General features: G+C 68.7%; 10 protein-coding genes and 2 pseudogenes. All 12 read left to right on the top strand.

Translation table 11 applies throughout. The annotated features are described in order from the left end of the window. Nucleotides 1–224: 224 nt before the first annotated feature. The 12 genes and pseudogenes from ltrA (WME89_RS26260) (at nt 225) to tssE (ending at nt 16844) form a co-directional block, all read left to right on the top strand. Nucleotides 225–1843 (top strand): annotated as a pseudogene (ltrA, locus tag WME89_RS26260) (group II intron reverse transcriptase/maturase). A 326-nt stretch (nt 1844–2169) separates the two neighbouring features. Then, nucleotides 2170–3701 (top strand): annotated as a pseudogene (gene ltrA / locus WME89_RS26255) (group II intron reverse transcriptase/maturase); the annotation flags it as partial. A gap of 301 nt (nt 3702–4002) precedes the next feature. Next, entirely contained in the window at nt 4003–4716 is a 714-nt protein-coding gene (locus tag WME89_RS26250) for a hypothetical protein (protein WP_438011814.1), read from the top strand. Nucleotides 4717–5223: 507 nt separating this feature from the next. Then, on the top strand, nt 5224–6480 hold the full coding sequence (locus tag WME89_RS26245) for an eCIS core domain-containing protein (RefSeq protein WP_438011974.1): 1257 nt from the start codon (nt 5224–5226) through the stop codon (nt 6478–6480). Nucleotides 6481–6600: 120 nt separating this feature from the next. Next, the gene (locus WME89_RS26240; RefSeq protein WP_438011813.1) at nt 6601–8325 is read left to right on the top strand and encodes an AMP-binding protein; all 1725 of its coding nucleotides are present in this window, start codon (nt 6601–6603) and stop codon (nt 8323–8325) included. A 25-nt stretch (nt 8326–8350) separates the two neighbouring features. After that, nucleotides 8351–8737, top strand: a complete 387-nt coding sequence (locus WME89_RS26235) for a DUF4280 domain-containing protein (RefSeq protein ID WP_438011812.1) — start codon at nt 8351–8353, stop codon at nt 8735–8737. A gap of 876 nt (nt 8738–9613) precedes the next feature. Further along, a complete protein-coding gene (locus tag WME89_RS26230; protein WP_438011811.1) occupies nt 9614–10702 on the top strand; it encodes a type VI secretion system protein IglI family protein in 1089 nt (362 codons plus the stop codon). Then, nucleotides 10699–11721, top strand: a complete 1023-nt coding sequence (locus WME89_RS26225; RefSeq protein WP_438011810.1) for a hypothetical protein — start codon at nt 10699–10701, stop codon at nt 11719–11721. Before WME89_RS26230 ends, WME89_RS26225 begins: the two co-directional genes overlap by 4 nt. Nucleotides 11722–11847: 126 nt before the next feature. Beyond that, nucleotides 11848–14493: a type VI secretion system contractile sheath large subunit gene (gene tssC / locus WME89_RS26220; RefSeq protein ID WP_438011809.1), complete on the top strand. Its 2646-nt coding sequence runs from the start codon at nt 11848–11850 to the stop codon at nt 14491–14493. Between the two features lie 46 nt (nt 14494–14539). Next, nucleotides 14540–15115 (top strand): hypothetical protein, encoded by a 576-nt coding sequence (locus WME89_RS26215; RefSeq protein ID WP_438011808.1) that lies wholly within the window; start codon nt 14540–14542, stop codon nt 15113–15115. Nucleotides 15116–15151: 36 nt separating this feature from the next. After that, nucleotides 15152–16420 carry a type VI secretion system baseplate subunit TssK gene (gene tssK / locus WME89_RS26210; RefSeq protein ID WP_438011807.1) on the top strand — a complete coding sequence of 423 codons (1269 nt, stop codon included), beginning with the start codon at nt 15152–15154 and terminating at the stop codon, nt 16418–16420. Next, a complete protein-coding gene (gene tssE, locus WME89_RS26205) occupies nt 16407–16844 on the top strand; it encodes a type VI secretion system baseplate subunit TssE (RefSeq protein ID WP_438011806.1) in 438 nt (145 codons plus the stop codon). Before tssK ends, tssE begins: the two co-directional genes overlap by 14 nt. The last annotated feature ends 3 nt before the right edge of the window (nt 16845–16847 follow it).

The raw sequence follows: 16847 nt of genomic DNA, 5'->3' as shown, positions 1-16847 counted from the left end.
CCACGGGGCGAAGCGTAGAGGGACGTATGAACGGGCCGGGCGATAGAGCCCCGAAATTGGCATCAACGCGGGAGCCGAGCCGGTTAACGACGTCGAAGGCTACCGCACCCCTCCGAAGAATGGACGTGGAGAGGGTGCTCCCGCCGGGGTCCCAGGAGTTCGGCACGTTCAGAGAGTCATTCGCACGGAAGCTGGGAGATCTCGAAGGTGCCTCGCCGTCTGTGGTGGGTGGCAGGCAGCCGCGGGAAAGCGACAAGCGACAAGCCGCGGCGGTAGCCTTCGAGAAGTCGGACGAGGCCATAGTACCGAGGAGATCGGCGAAGACGTGGGTAACGCCCGTCGAGTCGATGGAGGGAAGGGCCGAGGCCAAGGGACAGTCCGCTGCACGAAACGCGCTCCCGACACAGAGCGGGGACGGCGCGCCTACGACCCTGCAGCGGATACGGCAGCGAGCGAAAGGAAGACCAGAGGGCAGATGGACCAACCTGTTCGGTCACCTTCGGGAACCGCTCCTCTTGCAGGCGTATCACAGCCTGCGCCGGGGAGCGGCGACCGGGGTGGATGGGGTCACCTGGGAAGCGTATGGCGAACGTGTCGACGAGCGCCTTCGGGACCTGGTAGATCGCCTCCACAGTGGCCGATATCATCCGCAGCCGGTGAGACGGGTGGAGATACCGAAGGAGAACGGTAAGACTCGCCCGCTCGGCGTTCCGGCGCTGGAGGATAAGATCGTCCAGCAGGCGGTGAGATGGCTGTTGGAGCCCATCTACGAGGCCTGGTTTCTCGGGTTCTCGTACGGGTTCCGGCCGAAGCGCTCGGCGCACGACGCGCTCGATGCGTGGGGGACGGCCATGTACAGGAGGGTCAACTGGGTGCTCGACGCAGACATCCTGGCGTTCTTCGACACCATCGGCCATGGGTGGATGCAGAAGTTCGTCGAGCACCGGATTGGGGATAGACGTCTGGTTCGTCTTCTGTTGAAGTGGATGAAGGCAGGCGTCATGAAGGACGGCGAGCTCCACGAGGTGAAGGAAGGAACGCCACAGGGTGGGGTCATCAGCCCGCTTCTGGCGAACATCTACCTCCACTACGTGCTCGACCTGTGGGTCCAATCCTGGAGGAAGAAGCATGCGTTCGGCGACGTGTATGTCGTGCGCTATGCGGATGACCTGGTGATGGGCTTCCAGCGCGAGCGGGACGCGCGAGCGATGCGGGAGGCCTTATCCGACCGCATGGCGAAGTTCGGCCTGAAGCTGCACCCGGAAAAGACCCGGGTGCTGGAGTTCGGGCGGTACGCCCGGGAGGATCGCGCGCGTCGCGGGCTGGGGAAGCCTGAGACGTTCGAGTTCCTTGGGTTCCTGCACATCGCCGCGAAGGATCGGCAGGGCAGGTTTCAACTCCGACGCCACACGTCCGGGAAGAAGATGCGGGCGAAGCTTTCCCATATCAAGGACGAGTGCCGGAAGAGGCGACATGCACGCGTAGTGGATCAACATGCCTGGTTACGACGGGTCGTCGTCGGGCACGCCAACTACTACGCGGTCCCGACGAACACCGACGCATTGAAGCGGTTCCACTACGAGGTGGAACGTCTCTGGTATCGTTCGCTCGCGCGACGGAGCCAGCGCGGTCGGTGGCGTCCGGGCCAAATCAGCCGCTTCGCCGAGCGCTTTCCACTTCCTACGCCCACAATCCGGCACCCCTGGCCGACAGAGCGCTTCGCTGCTCGAATTGCCCAAGGTGGGAGCCCGGTGCGGGAAATCCGCTCGCCGGGTTCTGTCCGGGGGGCCACCTGAAAAGGTGGTCCCTACCGGAACGTGCGCCAGCCAAAGCTGGCGAATGACAGTAGGTGAGCGAAATGAGTAGAGAACTACGAGTCGAGCAAGTCCTACCCCGAAAGGAGTCCATCCACGGGAAGTCCATCTCTTGCGTTGCGTGGGGCGACCCACGGGGCGAAGCGTAGAGGGACGTATGAACGGGCCGGGCGATAGAGCCCCGAAATTGGCATCAACGCGGGAGCCGAGCCGGTTAACGACGTCGAAGGCTACCGCACCCCTCCGAAGAATGGACGTGGAGAGGGTGCTCCCGCCGGGGTCCCAGGAGTTCGGCACGTTCAGAGAGTCATTCGCACGGAAGCTGGGAGATCTCGAAGGTGCCTCGCCGTCTGTGGTGGGTGGCAGGCAGCCGCGGGAAAGCGACAAGCGACAAGCCGCGGCGGTAGCCTTCGAGAAGTCGGACGAGGCCATAGTACCGAGGAGATCGGCGAAGACGTGGGTAACGCCCGTCGAGTCGATGGAGGGAAGGGCCGAGGCCAAGGGACAGTCCGCTGCACGAAACGCGCTCCCGACACAGAGCGGGGACGGCGCGCCTACGACCCTGCAGCGGATACGGCAGCGAGCGAAAGGAAGACCAGAGGGCAGATGGACCAACCTGTTCGGTCACCTTCGGGAACCGCTCCTCTTGCAGGCGTATCACAGCCTGCGCCGGGGAGCGGCGACCGGGGTGGATGGGGTCACCTGGGAAGCGTATGGCGAACGTGTCGACGAGCGCCTTCGGGACCTGGTAGATCGCCTCCACAGTGGCCGATATCATCCGCAGCCGGTGAGACGGGTGGAGATACCGAAGGAGAACGGTAAGACTCGCCCGCTCGGCGTTCCGGCGCTGGAGGATAAGATCGTCCAGCAGGCGGTGAGATGGCTGTTGGAGCCCATCTACGAGGCCTGGTTTCTCGGGTTCTCGTACGGGTTCCGGCCGAAGCGCTCGGCGCACGACGCGCTCGATGCGTGGGGGACGGCCATGTACAGGAGGGTCAACTGGGTGCTCGACGCAGACATCCTGGCGTTCTTCGACACCATCGGCCATGGGTGGATGCAGAAGTTCGTCGAGCACCGGATTGGGGATAGACGTCTGGTTCGTCTTCTGTTGAAGTGGATGAAGGCAGGCGTCATGAAGGACGGCGAGCTCCACGAGGTGAAGGAAGGAACGCCACAGGGTGGGGTCATCAGCCCGCTTCTGGCGAACATCTACCTCCACTACGTGCTCGACCTGTGGGTCCAATCCTGGAGGAAGAAGCATGCGTTCGGCGACGTGTATGTCGTGCGCTATGCGGATGACCTGGTGATGGGCTTCCAGCGCGAGCGGGACGCGCGAGCGATGCGGGAGGCCTTATCCGACCGCATGGCGAAGTTCGGCCTGAAGCTGCACCCGGAAAAGACCCGGGTGCTGGAGTTCGGGCGGTACGCCCGGGAGGATCGCGCGCGTCGCGGGCTGGGGAAGCCTGAGACGTTCGAGTTCCTTGGGTTCCTGCACATCGCCGCGAAGGATCGGCAGGGTAGGTTTCAACTCCGACGCCACACGTCCGGGAAGAAGATGCGGGCGAAGCTTTCCCATATCAAGGACGAGTGCCGGAAGAGGCGACATGCACGCGTAGTGGATCAACATGCCTGGTTACGACGGGTCGTCGTCGGGCACGCCAACTACTACGCGGTCCCGACGAACACCGACGCATTGAAGCGGTTCCACTACGAGGTGGAACGTCTCTGGTATCGTTCGCTCGCGCGACGGAGCCAGCGCGGTCGGTGGCGTCCGGGCCAAATCAGCCGCTTCGCCGAGCGCTTTCCACTTCCTACGCCCACAATCCGGCACCCCTGGCCGACAGAGCGCTTCGCTGCTCGAATTGCCCAAGGTGGGAGCCCGGTGCGGGAAATCCGCTCGCCGGGTTCTGTCCGGGGGGCCACCTGAAAAGGTGGTCCCTACCGGAACGCAGTGCTCGCTGGGATCTGCGCGGGGGGGCGGCCCGAGTCGGCCAGCATGGCGACGAAGGGCCGTCCCTTGCCGCAACCGAACGGTCGACCCGCGACCGGGCGCACGCCCCGGACCCGTGCTTGACAACGGCCGGCACGGAGAGCGACAATCCTTTTTCGGCTTTCCGGGACAGACGGGGTGCCGTCGAGGATGCACCGCCGGACGTCGCGGCCCAGGCAGGACAGGACGAGGTGAGCCATGGCGGACAGCGCCGATACGATAGACTATGAGAAGCTGGCGAAGGACGCGAAGAGCGATCTTCAGTCCATGGAGAAACTGGCTGAGACGCTGGCCAAGGAGTGGGAAGAAGCGCAGAAGGTCCGCGAAATCACTCTGCAGATCGCGCAGCTCGACCTCAAAATCCGGGCCCTCGAGGGCGACCGCACCAAGCAGATCAAGGCGGCAGACGAGGCGGTGGCGAAGGCCCGGGCTGACCACGGTGCCAAGAAGGATGCCTACGACATGGCTAGTCAGAAGACGGATCCGGCCGTCGCCGTCAAGTTCCGCAAGGAAGCCGAGGAGGCGAAGACGAAGGCCGACGACGTGAAGAAGCAGGCCGAGGGCGCCGGCACCAGAGTCACCGAGATATCGGGCGAACTCGATAAGGCGAAGCTGGTGAAGGCGAACCTCGACAAGGAGCAGCAGGAGGCCGAGAGGGCGGCGAGGGAGAAGGAAGACGCCGCCAAGAGGGTGAGCGAAGCGCAGGCCAAGAAGACCGATAAGGACAACGACGCCACGGCCGAGGCCAAGCGCGCGGTGGAGGACGCCGCGGCCGAGCTGGCCAAGATCGAGGCCCACGCCGCTTTCCTGAGGTCGCAGGCGGAGCTAGATTTCGCGCGCGAGCGCTCCGAGGTCCGCGACCGCCAGCTTGGGCTCTGGGGCTCCCTCCAGCCGAAGCCCAAGGGCGCCTAGCTAGGCGGAGCCGCGAGGAGACGGTCTCGACGGGCAGGCCTAGCTGTCGGGCGAACTCGCTTACCTGCTCGCTCTCGCCCACGAGGATCAGCACCCGGCACTCCCGAGTGCTCCACCAACCAGAGCAGTTTCAGCAGGGCGCGCGCCTCGACCTCCCCATGGGGGGACGGCCCCTGGTCCCGGCCGGCGATGCGGGCCAACGGGTCGGCCACGGCAACCTGCCCCCGCCCGACGCCACGCAACCGGCCTCCTCGCCCCGTCGATGCCGAGAAGCTGGTCCACGGATGCCGCGGACCCCAGCGTGCTCAGCCCACGAGCTCATCGCGGCACGCTGTGCACCCGTCCGGCAGTCCGGCGAGGGCTCCCTTGCTGTCCGAACGGCCCGGGTGATACGGTGAGCAACCTGGCCGGCGTTCCGGCGCCACCTCGTCGTGAGAAGGAGGCTTCCGCTTGGCTCCCTTCGGGCCCGCTCCCAGCACTGCCGCACCCTCAGGCCCCTTGCCTCGCGTGGTCCAGGCGTTCTTCGCGGGCGGCCGCGTGCCGTCCAGGTTCCTCGGCGCCGCGTCCGCACGGGCGCCGCACCCGGCGCAGATGGCGCCGATCGCGCAGATGCGCGCGGCCTCCCGCCCGCCCCATCCGGCGACCGTGGGCCGCCCCTCGGGGCCCGAGGGGCGCCCGCACCCGGCCAAGGTCGGGCAGGCCGCGCAGCCCTTCGCGGGGCAGCCCGCTCGCCCGCCGCACCCGGCGCAGCTTCCGCTGCGCCGTCCCGCGACCGAGGCGCGGAGCGCCGCGCAGCCGGCCGCGCCCGCCGCGCAGCCGTCCGCGGGCGCGCGCGCGTTTCAGACGCCGCCGGGGTTCCTGGGCGGAGCGTCGGCGCAGCGAGGGCAGGCGTTGCCCGCGCCCGTGCAAAAGAAGATGGAGGCGTTCTTCGGCGCCGATTTCTCGGACGTGCGCGTCCATGTCGGCCCGGAGGCCGCGTCGATCGGCGCGCTCGCGTTCACCGTCGGGTCCGACCTCTATTTCGCCCCCGGCTACTACGATCCGCACAGCCAGCGCGGGCAAGAACTGCTCGGGCACGAGCTGACGCACGTGAAGCAGCAGCGGGAGGGGCGGGTCGCGAACCCGTTCGGCGACGGCGTGGCCGTCGTCCAGGATCCGGAGCTGGAGGCCGAGGCCGACCGCATGGGCAAGGCCGTGGCAGCGTCGGCCCAGCCGAAGACGGCCGCGGCGTTCCAGACGCCGAAGACGGCCGCGGCGTTCCAGACCCGGGTGCCGGCGGCGCCGCCGCGCTTCCCGGCGGCGCAGGCGAAGAGCGGGGCTTACGAGCTCATCGTGGGCACCTACCTGCACGAGGGCGGCGACCACGGGCGCCTCCCGGACGAGCTGGCGGGGCACAGCTTCGTGGCGATCCGCGAGCCGGGTGGCGAGGCGCAGGCGTTCGGGTTCTCGCCGGCCAACTTCGGCCAGTACGAGCCGCAACGCGATCTGGGCCGCCTCAAGTCAGGCGTCGAGGGCGTGGTGCACGACGACGCCCGCGCGTTCGACAAGCCGGGCGTGAAGACGCGCTCTTACCAGGTCACGCCGGCGGAGGCGCAGGCGGCGATGGCCAAGGTGGCAGAGTACCAGTCCGGCAAATACCCGTTCAGCCTCGATCGGCGGCAGTGCTCGACCTTCGCGCTCGACGTGCTCCGGGCGGCCAAGATCAGCGATCTGCCGGGGGCGCCGGTGCGGCGGCCGCGGGAGATGTACCGGCAGATCGGGTGACGGCGCGCGCGAACACGCCGTCCCTCATGACGGCGCGCCCGAGCCCGCCGTCCCTCACCGCGCCCGGAGGCGATATGCCCTACGACCTGCACGCCGTCCCTCACCGCGCCCGGAGGCGATGTGCTCCATGACCTGGACGCCGTGACGCGCGCGCTCTCTGTCGACCGCGAGGACGCCCTCGTCGTCCTCCCCTGGCTCGACGAGACCTACCGCGCGCCGGACGCGTTCTGGGCGGCCCTCTGGCAGGACTACGCAGGCACCGCGTCGCCGCCGCCCAAGAGCCGCCCCGGCGAAGGCTACGACCTCTACCACGACATGGTCGTCCGGAAGCCCTCCAAGGGCCTGGCCGCGCTCGCGTACTACGACCGCCGCGCCCGCAAGGTGCAGTCGCTCTCGTACGCCGAGCTCCACGCCGAGAGCGCCCGCCTCGCGGGCGCGTGGGCCGCGCAGAAGGCCAAGGCGGGCGACGTCATCGCCGTCGTCCTCCCGTTCGGCCGCGCCTTTCTCGTCGCCCTCTGCGCCGCGCTCCGGCTCGGCCTCGTGATCTCGTTCCTGCCGCCGCTCGGGGACCGCCACCTCGCCCGCCGCCTCGAGAAGCTCGCGCCCGCGCACATCGCCACCGACCCGGTGTACCTCGGCCTCCTCGACGCGAAGGCGCAGAAGCTCGCCCTCCGCGACACCGCCGCTGCGCCGCACGAGCGGTACGAGCGGTACGAGCGGTCGTTCACGTATCCTGCCAAGAAGCCCTGCGCCCTCGTCTTCTCGCCCCTGCGCGACCCGCTCGACGCGCCGGTCCCGCTCTCGGCCGAGGCCGCTTACCTCCGGCCCCTCCGTGACGCGCGCCTCGCCCTCTCGCTCCGGCCGGGCGACACGGTGGCCGCGCCCGGCGCACACCCGGCGCAGCACCAGCCCTGCCTCGTCCTCGCCACGCTGCTCGCGGGCGCGACCTTCTTCCACCTCGAGCTCGCGGACCTCGCGCAGGATCCCGGGCTCTTGCTCCAGTTCCCCCTGCGCGCGCTCGGCGTGACCACGGCCGCGCGCGATCAGCTCCTCCGGGCCTCGCCGGGGCCGCTCCGCAACGTCAGCCTCTGGTTCAAGAACCCGGAAGAGCCGTTCGACGCGATCACGTGGCGCGCGTTCGTGGAGGCGCACGGCCTGCAAAAGACGCCCGCCTCGATCTTCCTGTTCGACGCGGCCGACGGCGGCATGACCCATTTCTCGGCGCGGCGCCCCGAGGGCGCGAGCCTCAAGGTGCTCCCCGCCGCGGGCGTGCCCTGGGCGCTCTTCGACCCCGACGGCAGCGGGCAAGAGGCCTCGGGCGACAGCGGCCTGTTCGCGCCCACGCCGACCAAGAAGCCGGCCCAGATAGGCCATGTCCTCCTCTCGCGCGTCGCCGGCAGCGAGTTCCTTTATGCGGGCACGCTCGCGCCGCGGCGCCACGGGCGCGTGTACCCGCGCGCGGAGGTCGTCGACGCCATCGCCGATCTGCCGTTCGTGACGGCGGCCTCGGTGGTCGCGGCCCTCGCGGGCGGCGCGGCGGCGGGCTTTCTCTTCGTGCTCGTCGTCTTCACCGGCGCCGAGCCGGCCGAGGCCGCGGCGCGCGAGGAGGCCGGCCGGACCGACGCGATCCACCGCCGCATCCGCGCGCGCCTCGGCGACGAGTTCACGCCGGACCGCACGGTGTTCTATCCGCTCTACGCGCGGATGAAGGGCAAAGAGGTCGAGCACGCCTGGTGCGAGGCGCAGTTCCAGCGCGGGAGCCTGGCCCGCAAGGCGGGGCAGGGGACGTTTCAGCGGCTCACCGAGGCGCGCCAGCGCTTCGTGAAGGACGTGGGCGGGGCCTAGCGGCGAGGGGCGAGGGGAGCGTTCGATGGGAGCTCAGGTCGTCATGGGCGCGATGCTTCAGTGCAGCTTCGGCGCGGCGCCGTCGTCGCTCATCGTGCTGCCCGCCAACGGGGTGCTGGCGGGCGTGCCCGCCGCGAACATCATGGACAGCAAGCCCATCGTGAACATCCCCCCGTTCGGGATGTGCACCTCGCCCGCCAACCCCACGGTCGCCGCGGCCACCGCGGTGGCCGTCGGCGTCCTGACCCCGATGCCGTGCGTGCCCGCGACCGCGGCCCCCTGGATGCCGGGCAGCACCAAGGTGACAATCGGGAAGATGCCGGCGCTCGACAGCACCTGCAAGCTGATGTGCAACTGGGGCGGCGTGATCCAGGTGGTGAGCCCGGGGCAGTTCAAGGTGAACGACGCTTGACGTCGACGCAGTCCGGGATCGCCTTGCCTGCGGACGACATCCCCCCTCGCGCGCGTCCTCGTGATCCACCTCGCCCGCCGAAGGCACCTCGCAGGCGTCCACCGCCCGGACTGCCTCATGCATTCTGCCTCCGCAGTGTCGGATCGCGGGGTCGGACGGAGACATCTCCACCCGGGAGATGGGTCGCACCCGTGTTTTGTTGGAGGCACGTCCACCGGGAGATGGGTCGCACCCGTGTTTTGTTGGAGGCACGTCCACCGGGAGATGGGTCGCACCCGTGTTTTGTTGGAGGCACGTCCACCGGGAGATGGGTCGCACCCGTCTCCCGCGTGGAGAAGCCAGCTCCCCCGGATGGGTTCACGGCGTTCCGGCCGACCCGGGCGGGGGCGCCGGGACGGCCTTGGGGCTCCTGGCGGAGGCGTTGCGACGCGACCTCGAAGGCATGCGGCCGGCGCGGCGAGGTCTCGGTCCGGGAGGGCGGCGGGGACCAGGTCACGGCAGGGCGATGCCATCTTCTGGGATCGCGAGCTGGCGTTGTCTGTTACCTTCACCCTCCATGGCCACCCGCCGAGAAGCGCCGACGGGCTGATCGCCGGAAACAACTCTGCAGGCGGCGTCGCGCCGGACGTTCACACGCAATCACCTTCCAGAGAGATGGTCAACACCAGGTCAACAAGGGAGGCGTGGGTGTGCCTGCCGAGCGCTCCTCTCGTGCGCCTCGCGACGGTCGATCGCGCGCACGGGAAGGCCGAGAATCTGAAGACGATCAACGCGTCCTGACGAGGCAGGGGAAACGTCGCCCGCATGGCCCTACGCGCGTCTTTCGTGCAGCGGTCCAGCGACGAAGCGTGAGCCCCGCCCGGCCCAAGGTGGTGCATGCCTGACCTCGATCTCGCCGTCCTGCGCGGCCCCCTGCCGGTCTCGCCGAACCCCGGCCTCGAGAGCGACGACCCGCGCCTCCAGCGCGTCACGTACTTCGCCGGCCGCGGCGATTACGACGAGGCCGCCGCCGCGGCGCAGGCGGTGTTCCAGCGTCGCATCTACGACGTCCGGCTGATCGGCGCGTTCCTCGCCGGCGCCTTCCTCCAGGACGGCGTCGTGGCGCTGCCCGACATCCTCGCCTGCGCGACCGCGGCGCTCGGCGACGATTACCCGGCCCTCGGGCCCACGAACCGCAAGGCGGTCCTCGCCGACGCCAGCCTCGGCTGGCTCTTCCGCACGCTCCTCGACCTGCTCGAGTTCCACGACCAGCAGCGCGACGAGCCGTGGACGGCGTGGGTCCTCGCGAGCGACGACGCGCTCGTCGACAGGATCCTGGACGGGTGCGATCTCGCGCGGCACGCCGTGAAGGCGCGCCTCAAGGAGGCCGCGTGCCTCGACGAGCTCGGCAAGCTCCGGGTCTGGTTCGACGACACCTTCCGCCACGTCGTCGCGCGCCAGTCGATGCTGCCCGGGCTCACCCCCGCGGAGCCGAAGGCCGAGCCGGCGAAGCCCGTCAAGGCGCCGCCGCCGCCCACGCACCTGCCGCCCCGCGCGGCCCCTCCAGCGCAGCCGGCGGCGGCGCAGCCCGCGGCGGCGCAGCCCGCGGCGGCGCAGCCCCCCGCCTCCGTTCCCCCCGCCCCCCTCGCGGCTGTGCCGCCGGCGCCCGGGGCCGACGTCATCACGATCCCCACCTCGCCGGCGCTGAAGCTCCTGCTCCAGAAGCTCCGGGCCTTCGAGACCCTGGTCGAGCGGGGCGAGCTCCAGAAGGCGGCGATCGTCGCGCACGACGTGCGGCGCATCGTCGAGAGCTTCGACCCGAAGGTCTACCTGCCGAGCCTCTTCTCCTCCTACTTCGCGCGGCTCGCAGCCCACGTGGACGAGCTGTCACCGCACTGGGAGGGCGCCGGCAGCCTGCCCTGGCAGATCCTCGAGCAGTTCTACCAGGTCGACCTCGACGCGTTCGTCGGAGAACCGAAGGAGTGAGCCGCGAGCGCGAGATACCCGTCGATCTGAGGGACAGCATCAAGGCCCGCATCCAGGAGTTCGACGTGGTCGCGCTGATCCTGCTCCTCGAGGAGCTCGGGTTCGATCGCGCGCACATCCGCTATCTCGGCAACTTCACCTCGACCCCTCAGCCCCGCCTCCTCGACTCCATCGATTTCCAAGGCGAGGACGAGCCGCACCCGCTGCGGCGCCCGATCGACGTCCAGCGCCTCGAGGGCCGCGGCAAGCGCGCGGAAGAGATCGACGTCACCGTGACGCTCAACCTGGGCCTGCTGAGCAACCGCAGCCCGCTGCCCTCGTATTTCCGAGAGCTGCTCGCCGACCCGGACTATGCAGAGCCGCTCGAGGCGCTGCTCGACCTCCTCGACGGCGGGCTCCTTCGCGAGCGCATCGACAGCTTCCGGCCGGAGCGCGCCAGAAAGCTCGTGCCGGACTGGGCTGGGATGAAGCGCGACATGCTCCGGCTGACCTGCCTGCGCGCGCCGAGCACCCTGCGCTGGCTGTTCCAGCACATCTTCCCCGAGCTCGGCGTGGTCGTGCGCCGCGCCCCTGCGCGCCGGCCGATGCGCGTGCCGAGCGTCTGCCTCGGGAGCGCGCGCATGGGGACCGCCGCGTTCGGGGGCGAAGCCGAGGTCCAGGTCTACGGGCTGGAGGTTACGCTGATCTGCGACGACCCCGAGAGCTACGCGGGCGAGCCCTGGCCCGTCGAGGCCAAGGCGAGGCTCGAGGAGCAGGCGTTCCCGGCGCTCCGCGGCGCGGGCGTGCACTTGACGGTTGTGCTGTTGATGCGTGAGCGGGCGTCCTCAGCAAGGTTCAACGACGCGAGCTACGTGGGCTACAATCCGCTGTCGGTAGAGGTGGACAACCCCGTGCAGGTGCCGGAACGAATCGTCATCTGGAGCGGCGCCGTCCCGGGAGAGAGCCTGCCGAAGGATACCGAGAAAGACACGGGCGCGCGCGCCGGGGTGCCGCCGAACGCACGCCGTGCGAGGCGGTAATAGTTGACATCCCGGATCGCGGCGCGCGACACTCACCGGGAACGTCGGGGGTCGAACGCCTGGTACTCCATGCGCAGAGGCTCGAAACATCCCTCGTCGTCGGGCGTACAGGTGAGGAGCGGGACCGTGTACAAGTACATCCAGGATCAGTTCATCCGATCGCGGTTGAAGATCGTCTACCGGACCCACGTCGAGGGAACGCCGGTGGCCGAAGAGCTCCCCTTCCGGCTGCTCGTGCTGGGAGACTTCTCGGGCCTGCCCGTTGAAGCTCGGCCGCCGCTGCGTGAGCGTCGGGTGCTGTCGATCTCAAAGGGTGTCAAGTTCAGCGACGTCCTCGCCGACCTCAACGTTGCCTGGAAAATCACCCCCGACACCGTCAAGAAGTCGCCCGAGCTCGGCCAGCTCATCAACGGTGTCGAGGGCGATTTCCGGGCCGACATCGCCGTGGACGCCGGCGATGTCAACGACGGCAAAATCAAGGCCTCGGTCACGGTCACGCTCGAGGGCCTAAAGCTCGACGATAACATCGACAAGTGCAACGGACTCGGCGATTTCTTCGGCAGGTTCCCCGACGTGCAGATCGAGTTCCCGATCCAGACGATCGGCAACTACATCAAGATCGGCGGGGTGACCCTGAACGAGCAAACGGATGTCGAGGTGAAGCCTCTCGGCCCGATCAAACTTGAAGGGACGATCGGCGCTGACCCGAGCTGGGACTCGAGCGAGGTCGCGAGCCGTGATGTGTTGACTGGCTACGTAAATGGTAATTTTGCGTCCACGTTCACTGGCAAGGTCGCATCCGAGGGCGAGCGCAAGGTGATCCGCGGTCGGATCGAGGGGAAGGCGTGGGCCACGCTCGCGCTCCCGATCCGCAACCTCGATTCGTTCAGTCCTGACAAGATCGGCCAGTACATCCCCGAGATCCGCCGCCTCCGGCTCGTCGAGGATCTCGTCCACGAGCTGCAGGCTACCGTCCTGAGCAACCCGGCGCTGAAGCGGGCGGTGCGCGATCTCCTCCTGAACCCCGCGGACAAAGAAGCCCAGAACGCCCGTGACGACAAGCTGAAGAAGCTCCGGGACGAGCTCCGGAGCTTCGCCCCCTACGCGCAGATCGAGCCCCCGCCGTCGACGATCCCGGACCAGGCGAAGCCGCCGATCCCGCCGCAGGCAAAGACCCTCGCCGAGACGGCCTACCCGGGCACGGTCCCGAAGGGCACCGCGCTGTTCCAGCTCACCGCGCCCGCCGCGACGGCGACGGGGACGTCGGCCGCGACCGCGGTCCAGGTCCCGCACGCTGGCCTCTCGCTCTACGACCGCGTCCCGACCGTGCTCGACCAGGACCGGTTCATCAACTGCCTCGCGGCGCTCTTCACCAACCTGAGCGACGCCGACCTCGCCGGGATGAACTCCATCGTCGAGCTCAGCAACAGGGTCACGACGATCGCGTCCAAGGTCGAGGGCAGGATCAACACCTACCTCACCCGGGTGCTGCAGGACCCCACGCTCCAGACCATCGAGCGGAGCTGGCGCGGGCTCGCCGAGCTGTGCGACGAGGTCGTCGACGACAAGGTGATCATCGACGTCCTCGACGTCACCAAGGAAGAGCTCGGCGAGGATCTCACCGACAACAACGTCGATCTGCTGAGGAGCCCCTTCTTCAAGAAGCTCTATCAAGACGAGTACGACCGCTACGGCGGCAGGCCGTTCGGCGTGATGATCGGGCTCTACGATTTCGACATCACGCAACCGGACGATCTGGCGTGGATCCAGACCATGTCCAGGGTGGCGAACCTCGCGCACTGCCCCTTCATCGCGGCCGCGTCGCCCGCGTCGTTCCGCTGCAAGTCGGCCGAGGAGCTCGACGCGCTCGACGACATCGACGCGCGCCTGAGCCAGCCACAGTACGGGAAGTGGGACGCGTTCCGCCAGACCGACGGCGCCGCCTACATCGGCCTCACCCTGCCGCGCTACCTGCTCCGGCTCCCCTGGAGCGAGGACGACAGCGCGCATGGCAACCGGGTCTTCAAGTACGACGAGCTCAGGCAGTACGACGACATCAAGGGTGCGCTCGAGGACAAGGATCTGCAGAGGAAGGGTGTGCTCCAGTCGAGCTACCTCTGGGGCAACGCGGCCATCCTCTTCGCCCGCAACCTGGTGCGCTCGTTCCAGTTCACGGGCTGGTGCCAGCGCATCCGCGGGCAGAACGGCGGCGGCATGATCCAGGGGCTCAACGTCCACGAGGTCGACCGCGGCGGCGGTCGCACCGAGCTCCAGCCGCCGCTCGAGATCGCGCTCCCCGACTACAAGGAGCTTCAGCTCGCGAACAAGGGCTTCATCCCGCTCGTGTGGCGCAAGGGCACGGCGGACGCCACGTTCTTCAGCGCGCGCTCCGCGAAGAAGGCGCTGCAGTTCAAGGAGGATCGCGCCACGCAGAACGCCGACCTCATCTGCAACCTGGCCTATACCCTCTCGATCACGCGCATCGCCCATTACATCAAGCTCATGGTGCGCCCGTACATCGGTACGAGCGCGGACGGGAAATACGTGCAGAGCCTGATCGACGCGTGGCTGAAGAGCTACGTCACGACCGTCGTGAACCCCGACGATCTCACGCTGCAGCAGTACCCCTTCAAGGCCGCCTCGGTGGACGTCACCACCAGGCCGGGCCCGCTCGGCTGGTACTCCGCGAAGGTGGCCATCACCCCCCACCTCCAGTTCGAGGGGATGGACGTGGAGCTGAGCCTCGAGGCCGCCCTCGGCGGGGCCAAGTAGGGCCACGGTCCGCTGAAGAACCGGACGACGCAGGAGAAGAACGCCGATGCCCCAGTTCCGCAAGGTGTGTGACGTCTACCAGGGTTACAACTACAAGAAGGACAAGCAGACCAACGTCGGTTACATCACCGCGATCAAGGTCGGCGACACCGATCTCGCGGTCGACCAGACCACGTGCAAGGACCCGCTGAGCCCCGCCAACAACGTCGCGGTGGTGGCGGTGCTGAGCGACGTGCTCTGGGAGCTCGGCGTCACCGACGCGATCTACTTCTCCGGGCAGCTCTCGGTGTACAACAAGCAGACGCTGCTCGGGCTCATCTACAACACGATGACCAACATCGTCGTCACGTTCCAGTTCTCGGTGTACGAGTACGACCCGATCGCGAAGAAGTACTTCAAGTGCTTCCACTGCGCCAAAACCACCATGAACGGGCTGATCGAGAAGCGCGGCGAGGATCTCAACCTCTCGGTGTCCGACGACGCGTCGAAGGAGGTCCAGTCGCCGGAGAACTACGCGTTCAACATCGGCATCAAGCCGAAGCCGTCGCAGCAGACGCTCACCATCGCCACCTCGGACACGAAGAACGTGGTGAAGCCCTGGGGCCTCACGGTCTCTGGCTGATGCGATCCCGCGAGCGCGCGGGCGGGCGCCCCGGTCATGCGTGACGTCAAGCTCGCCCTGAACCGATGGTTCAACGGGCAGATCCTGCAGCCGGCGCACTTCCAGGCGCAGGAGGAGGCGCTGCTCGGCAATCTCTCTCTCTCGTCGCGGCTCCCGGGGCTGCCGCTCTACGGGATAGGGGAGCTCGACTGGGACGAGGAGGGCCTCGCCAAGGGGAGGGTGTCGGTCCGGCGCCTCACCGTCGTCTTCGACTCGGGCGAGGTCTTCGCGGTCCCCGGCAACGCCACCATCGGGACCGTCGACATCGACGTCAAGAAGATGGGTGAGCAGGCGACGCTCTACCTCCACGTGCTCAACGACGTCGAGCACGTGACCGGCGCCGACCTCTACGCCCGCGACGCGCCGGACGTCGAGCGGGTGGTCCACAAGCTCGCGCTGTCGACGAGCTCCTCGGTCGACGACGCGCGGCAGCCGCTGCAGCTCGCCGTGCTCCGCAGGCGCATGGGCTCGCTCTACCTCTCGGGCGACTACGTGCCTCCGCTCCTCCAGGTGGGGAAGAGCCCCTTTCTGCGCGCCCTGCTCGAAGAGCAGGTGGATCTCCTCAAGAACTTCGAGGCGGACCGCCGCGCGGAGCTCCGCGACGCCGCGCTGCGCGGCGAGGGGAGGGCGAGCGCCCGGCGCTGCCAGCTCGCGGCGTACCGCCTGCGCACCCTGCTCGCCGACCACGCGCGCGAGATCCACCTCCACCCGTACCATCTGCTGGAGGCGCTCCGGGCGTTCTACCTCGAGCTGTGCCTGTTCCAGGACGTCGAGCCGGCGGACCTCGATCCCGAGACGTACGACCACGACGACCTCGCGGGGTGCTTCAACCGGCTGGGGGACCGCATCGCCGAGCGGCTCCACCGCCGGCCGGTCCTGTCGCCGGAGCTCGTGCCCTTCCAGCAGAAGGAGGGAGAGCGGCTCTTCGTGGCGGCGCCGCTCCCGGACGCGCTGAAGCGCGCCGCCGAGGTCTATCTGCTCGTCGAGCGGCCGGACGCCTACACCAAGGCTCCGCTCCGGGGCCTCAAGCTCGCGAGCCCCTCGCGCCTCGATTTCGTGCACAAGCGGGCGCTGCGCGGCGTGGAGCTGACCCCGGTCCAGCACCCGCCCTCGCACGCGTTCGGGTCCAACGTCGATTTCCACGTCATCCGCCGCGACGACGAATGGGAGCAAGCCCTGCGCGACGGCGCGCTCGCCTATTACGGGAGCTCGCCCTTCGAGGCGATATCGCTCTCCCTCGGCTGGAGGGCCCGTGTCGACGCGTGACAGGCGCGAGGGCGCGTCGTTCCTCGGCAGGCTCGCGCGCTCGGGGCGGGTGGCGCAAGGCGCCGCCGACGACCCCCGCGCGCCGGCCCTGCGCGACGCCGCGGTCGAGCTCTCGAACATCAAGCGCAACCTGCGCTTCCTGCTCAACACCCGCAAGACGCACGGGAGCGTCCTCGCCGACTACGGGCTCGGCGACTACGACGATCCGGCCCGCCGGAAGGACGCCGTCGACCACCTGGGCGACGAGATCCAGGCCACCGTGGCGCGCCACGAGCCGCGCCTCGGCGACCCCCGGGTGGTGGCCGTGGCGCGAGACAGAGAGCGGCGCATCCTCTTCGACCTCACGGGCACCGTGGCAGGGGAGGAGAGGGTGATCCGCGTCGCGTTCGACACCGTGTTCCGCGGCGTCACGGTCGAGGAGTAGCGC

It is taken from the genome of Sorangium sp. So ce321, assembly GCF_051530195.1.
In the GTDB taxonomy this organism is placed as follows: Bacteria; Myxococcota_A; Polyangia; order Polyangiales; family Polyangiaceae; genus Sorangium.
The sequence above is the reverse complement of the archived record's forward strand: the minus strand, read 5'-3'. Positions and strand labels throughout refer to the sequence as shown.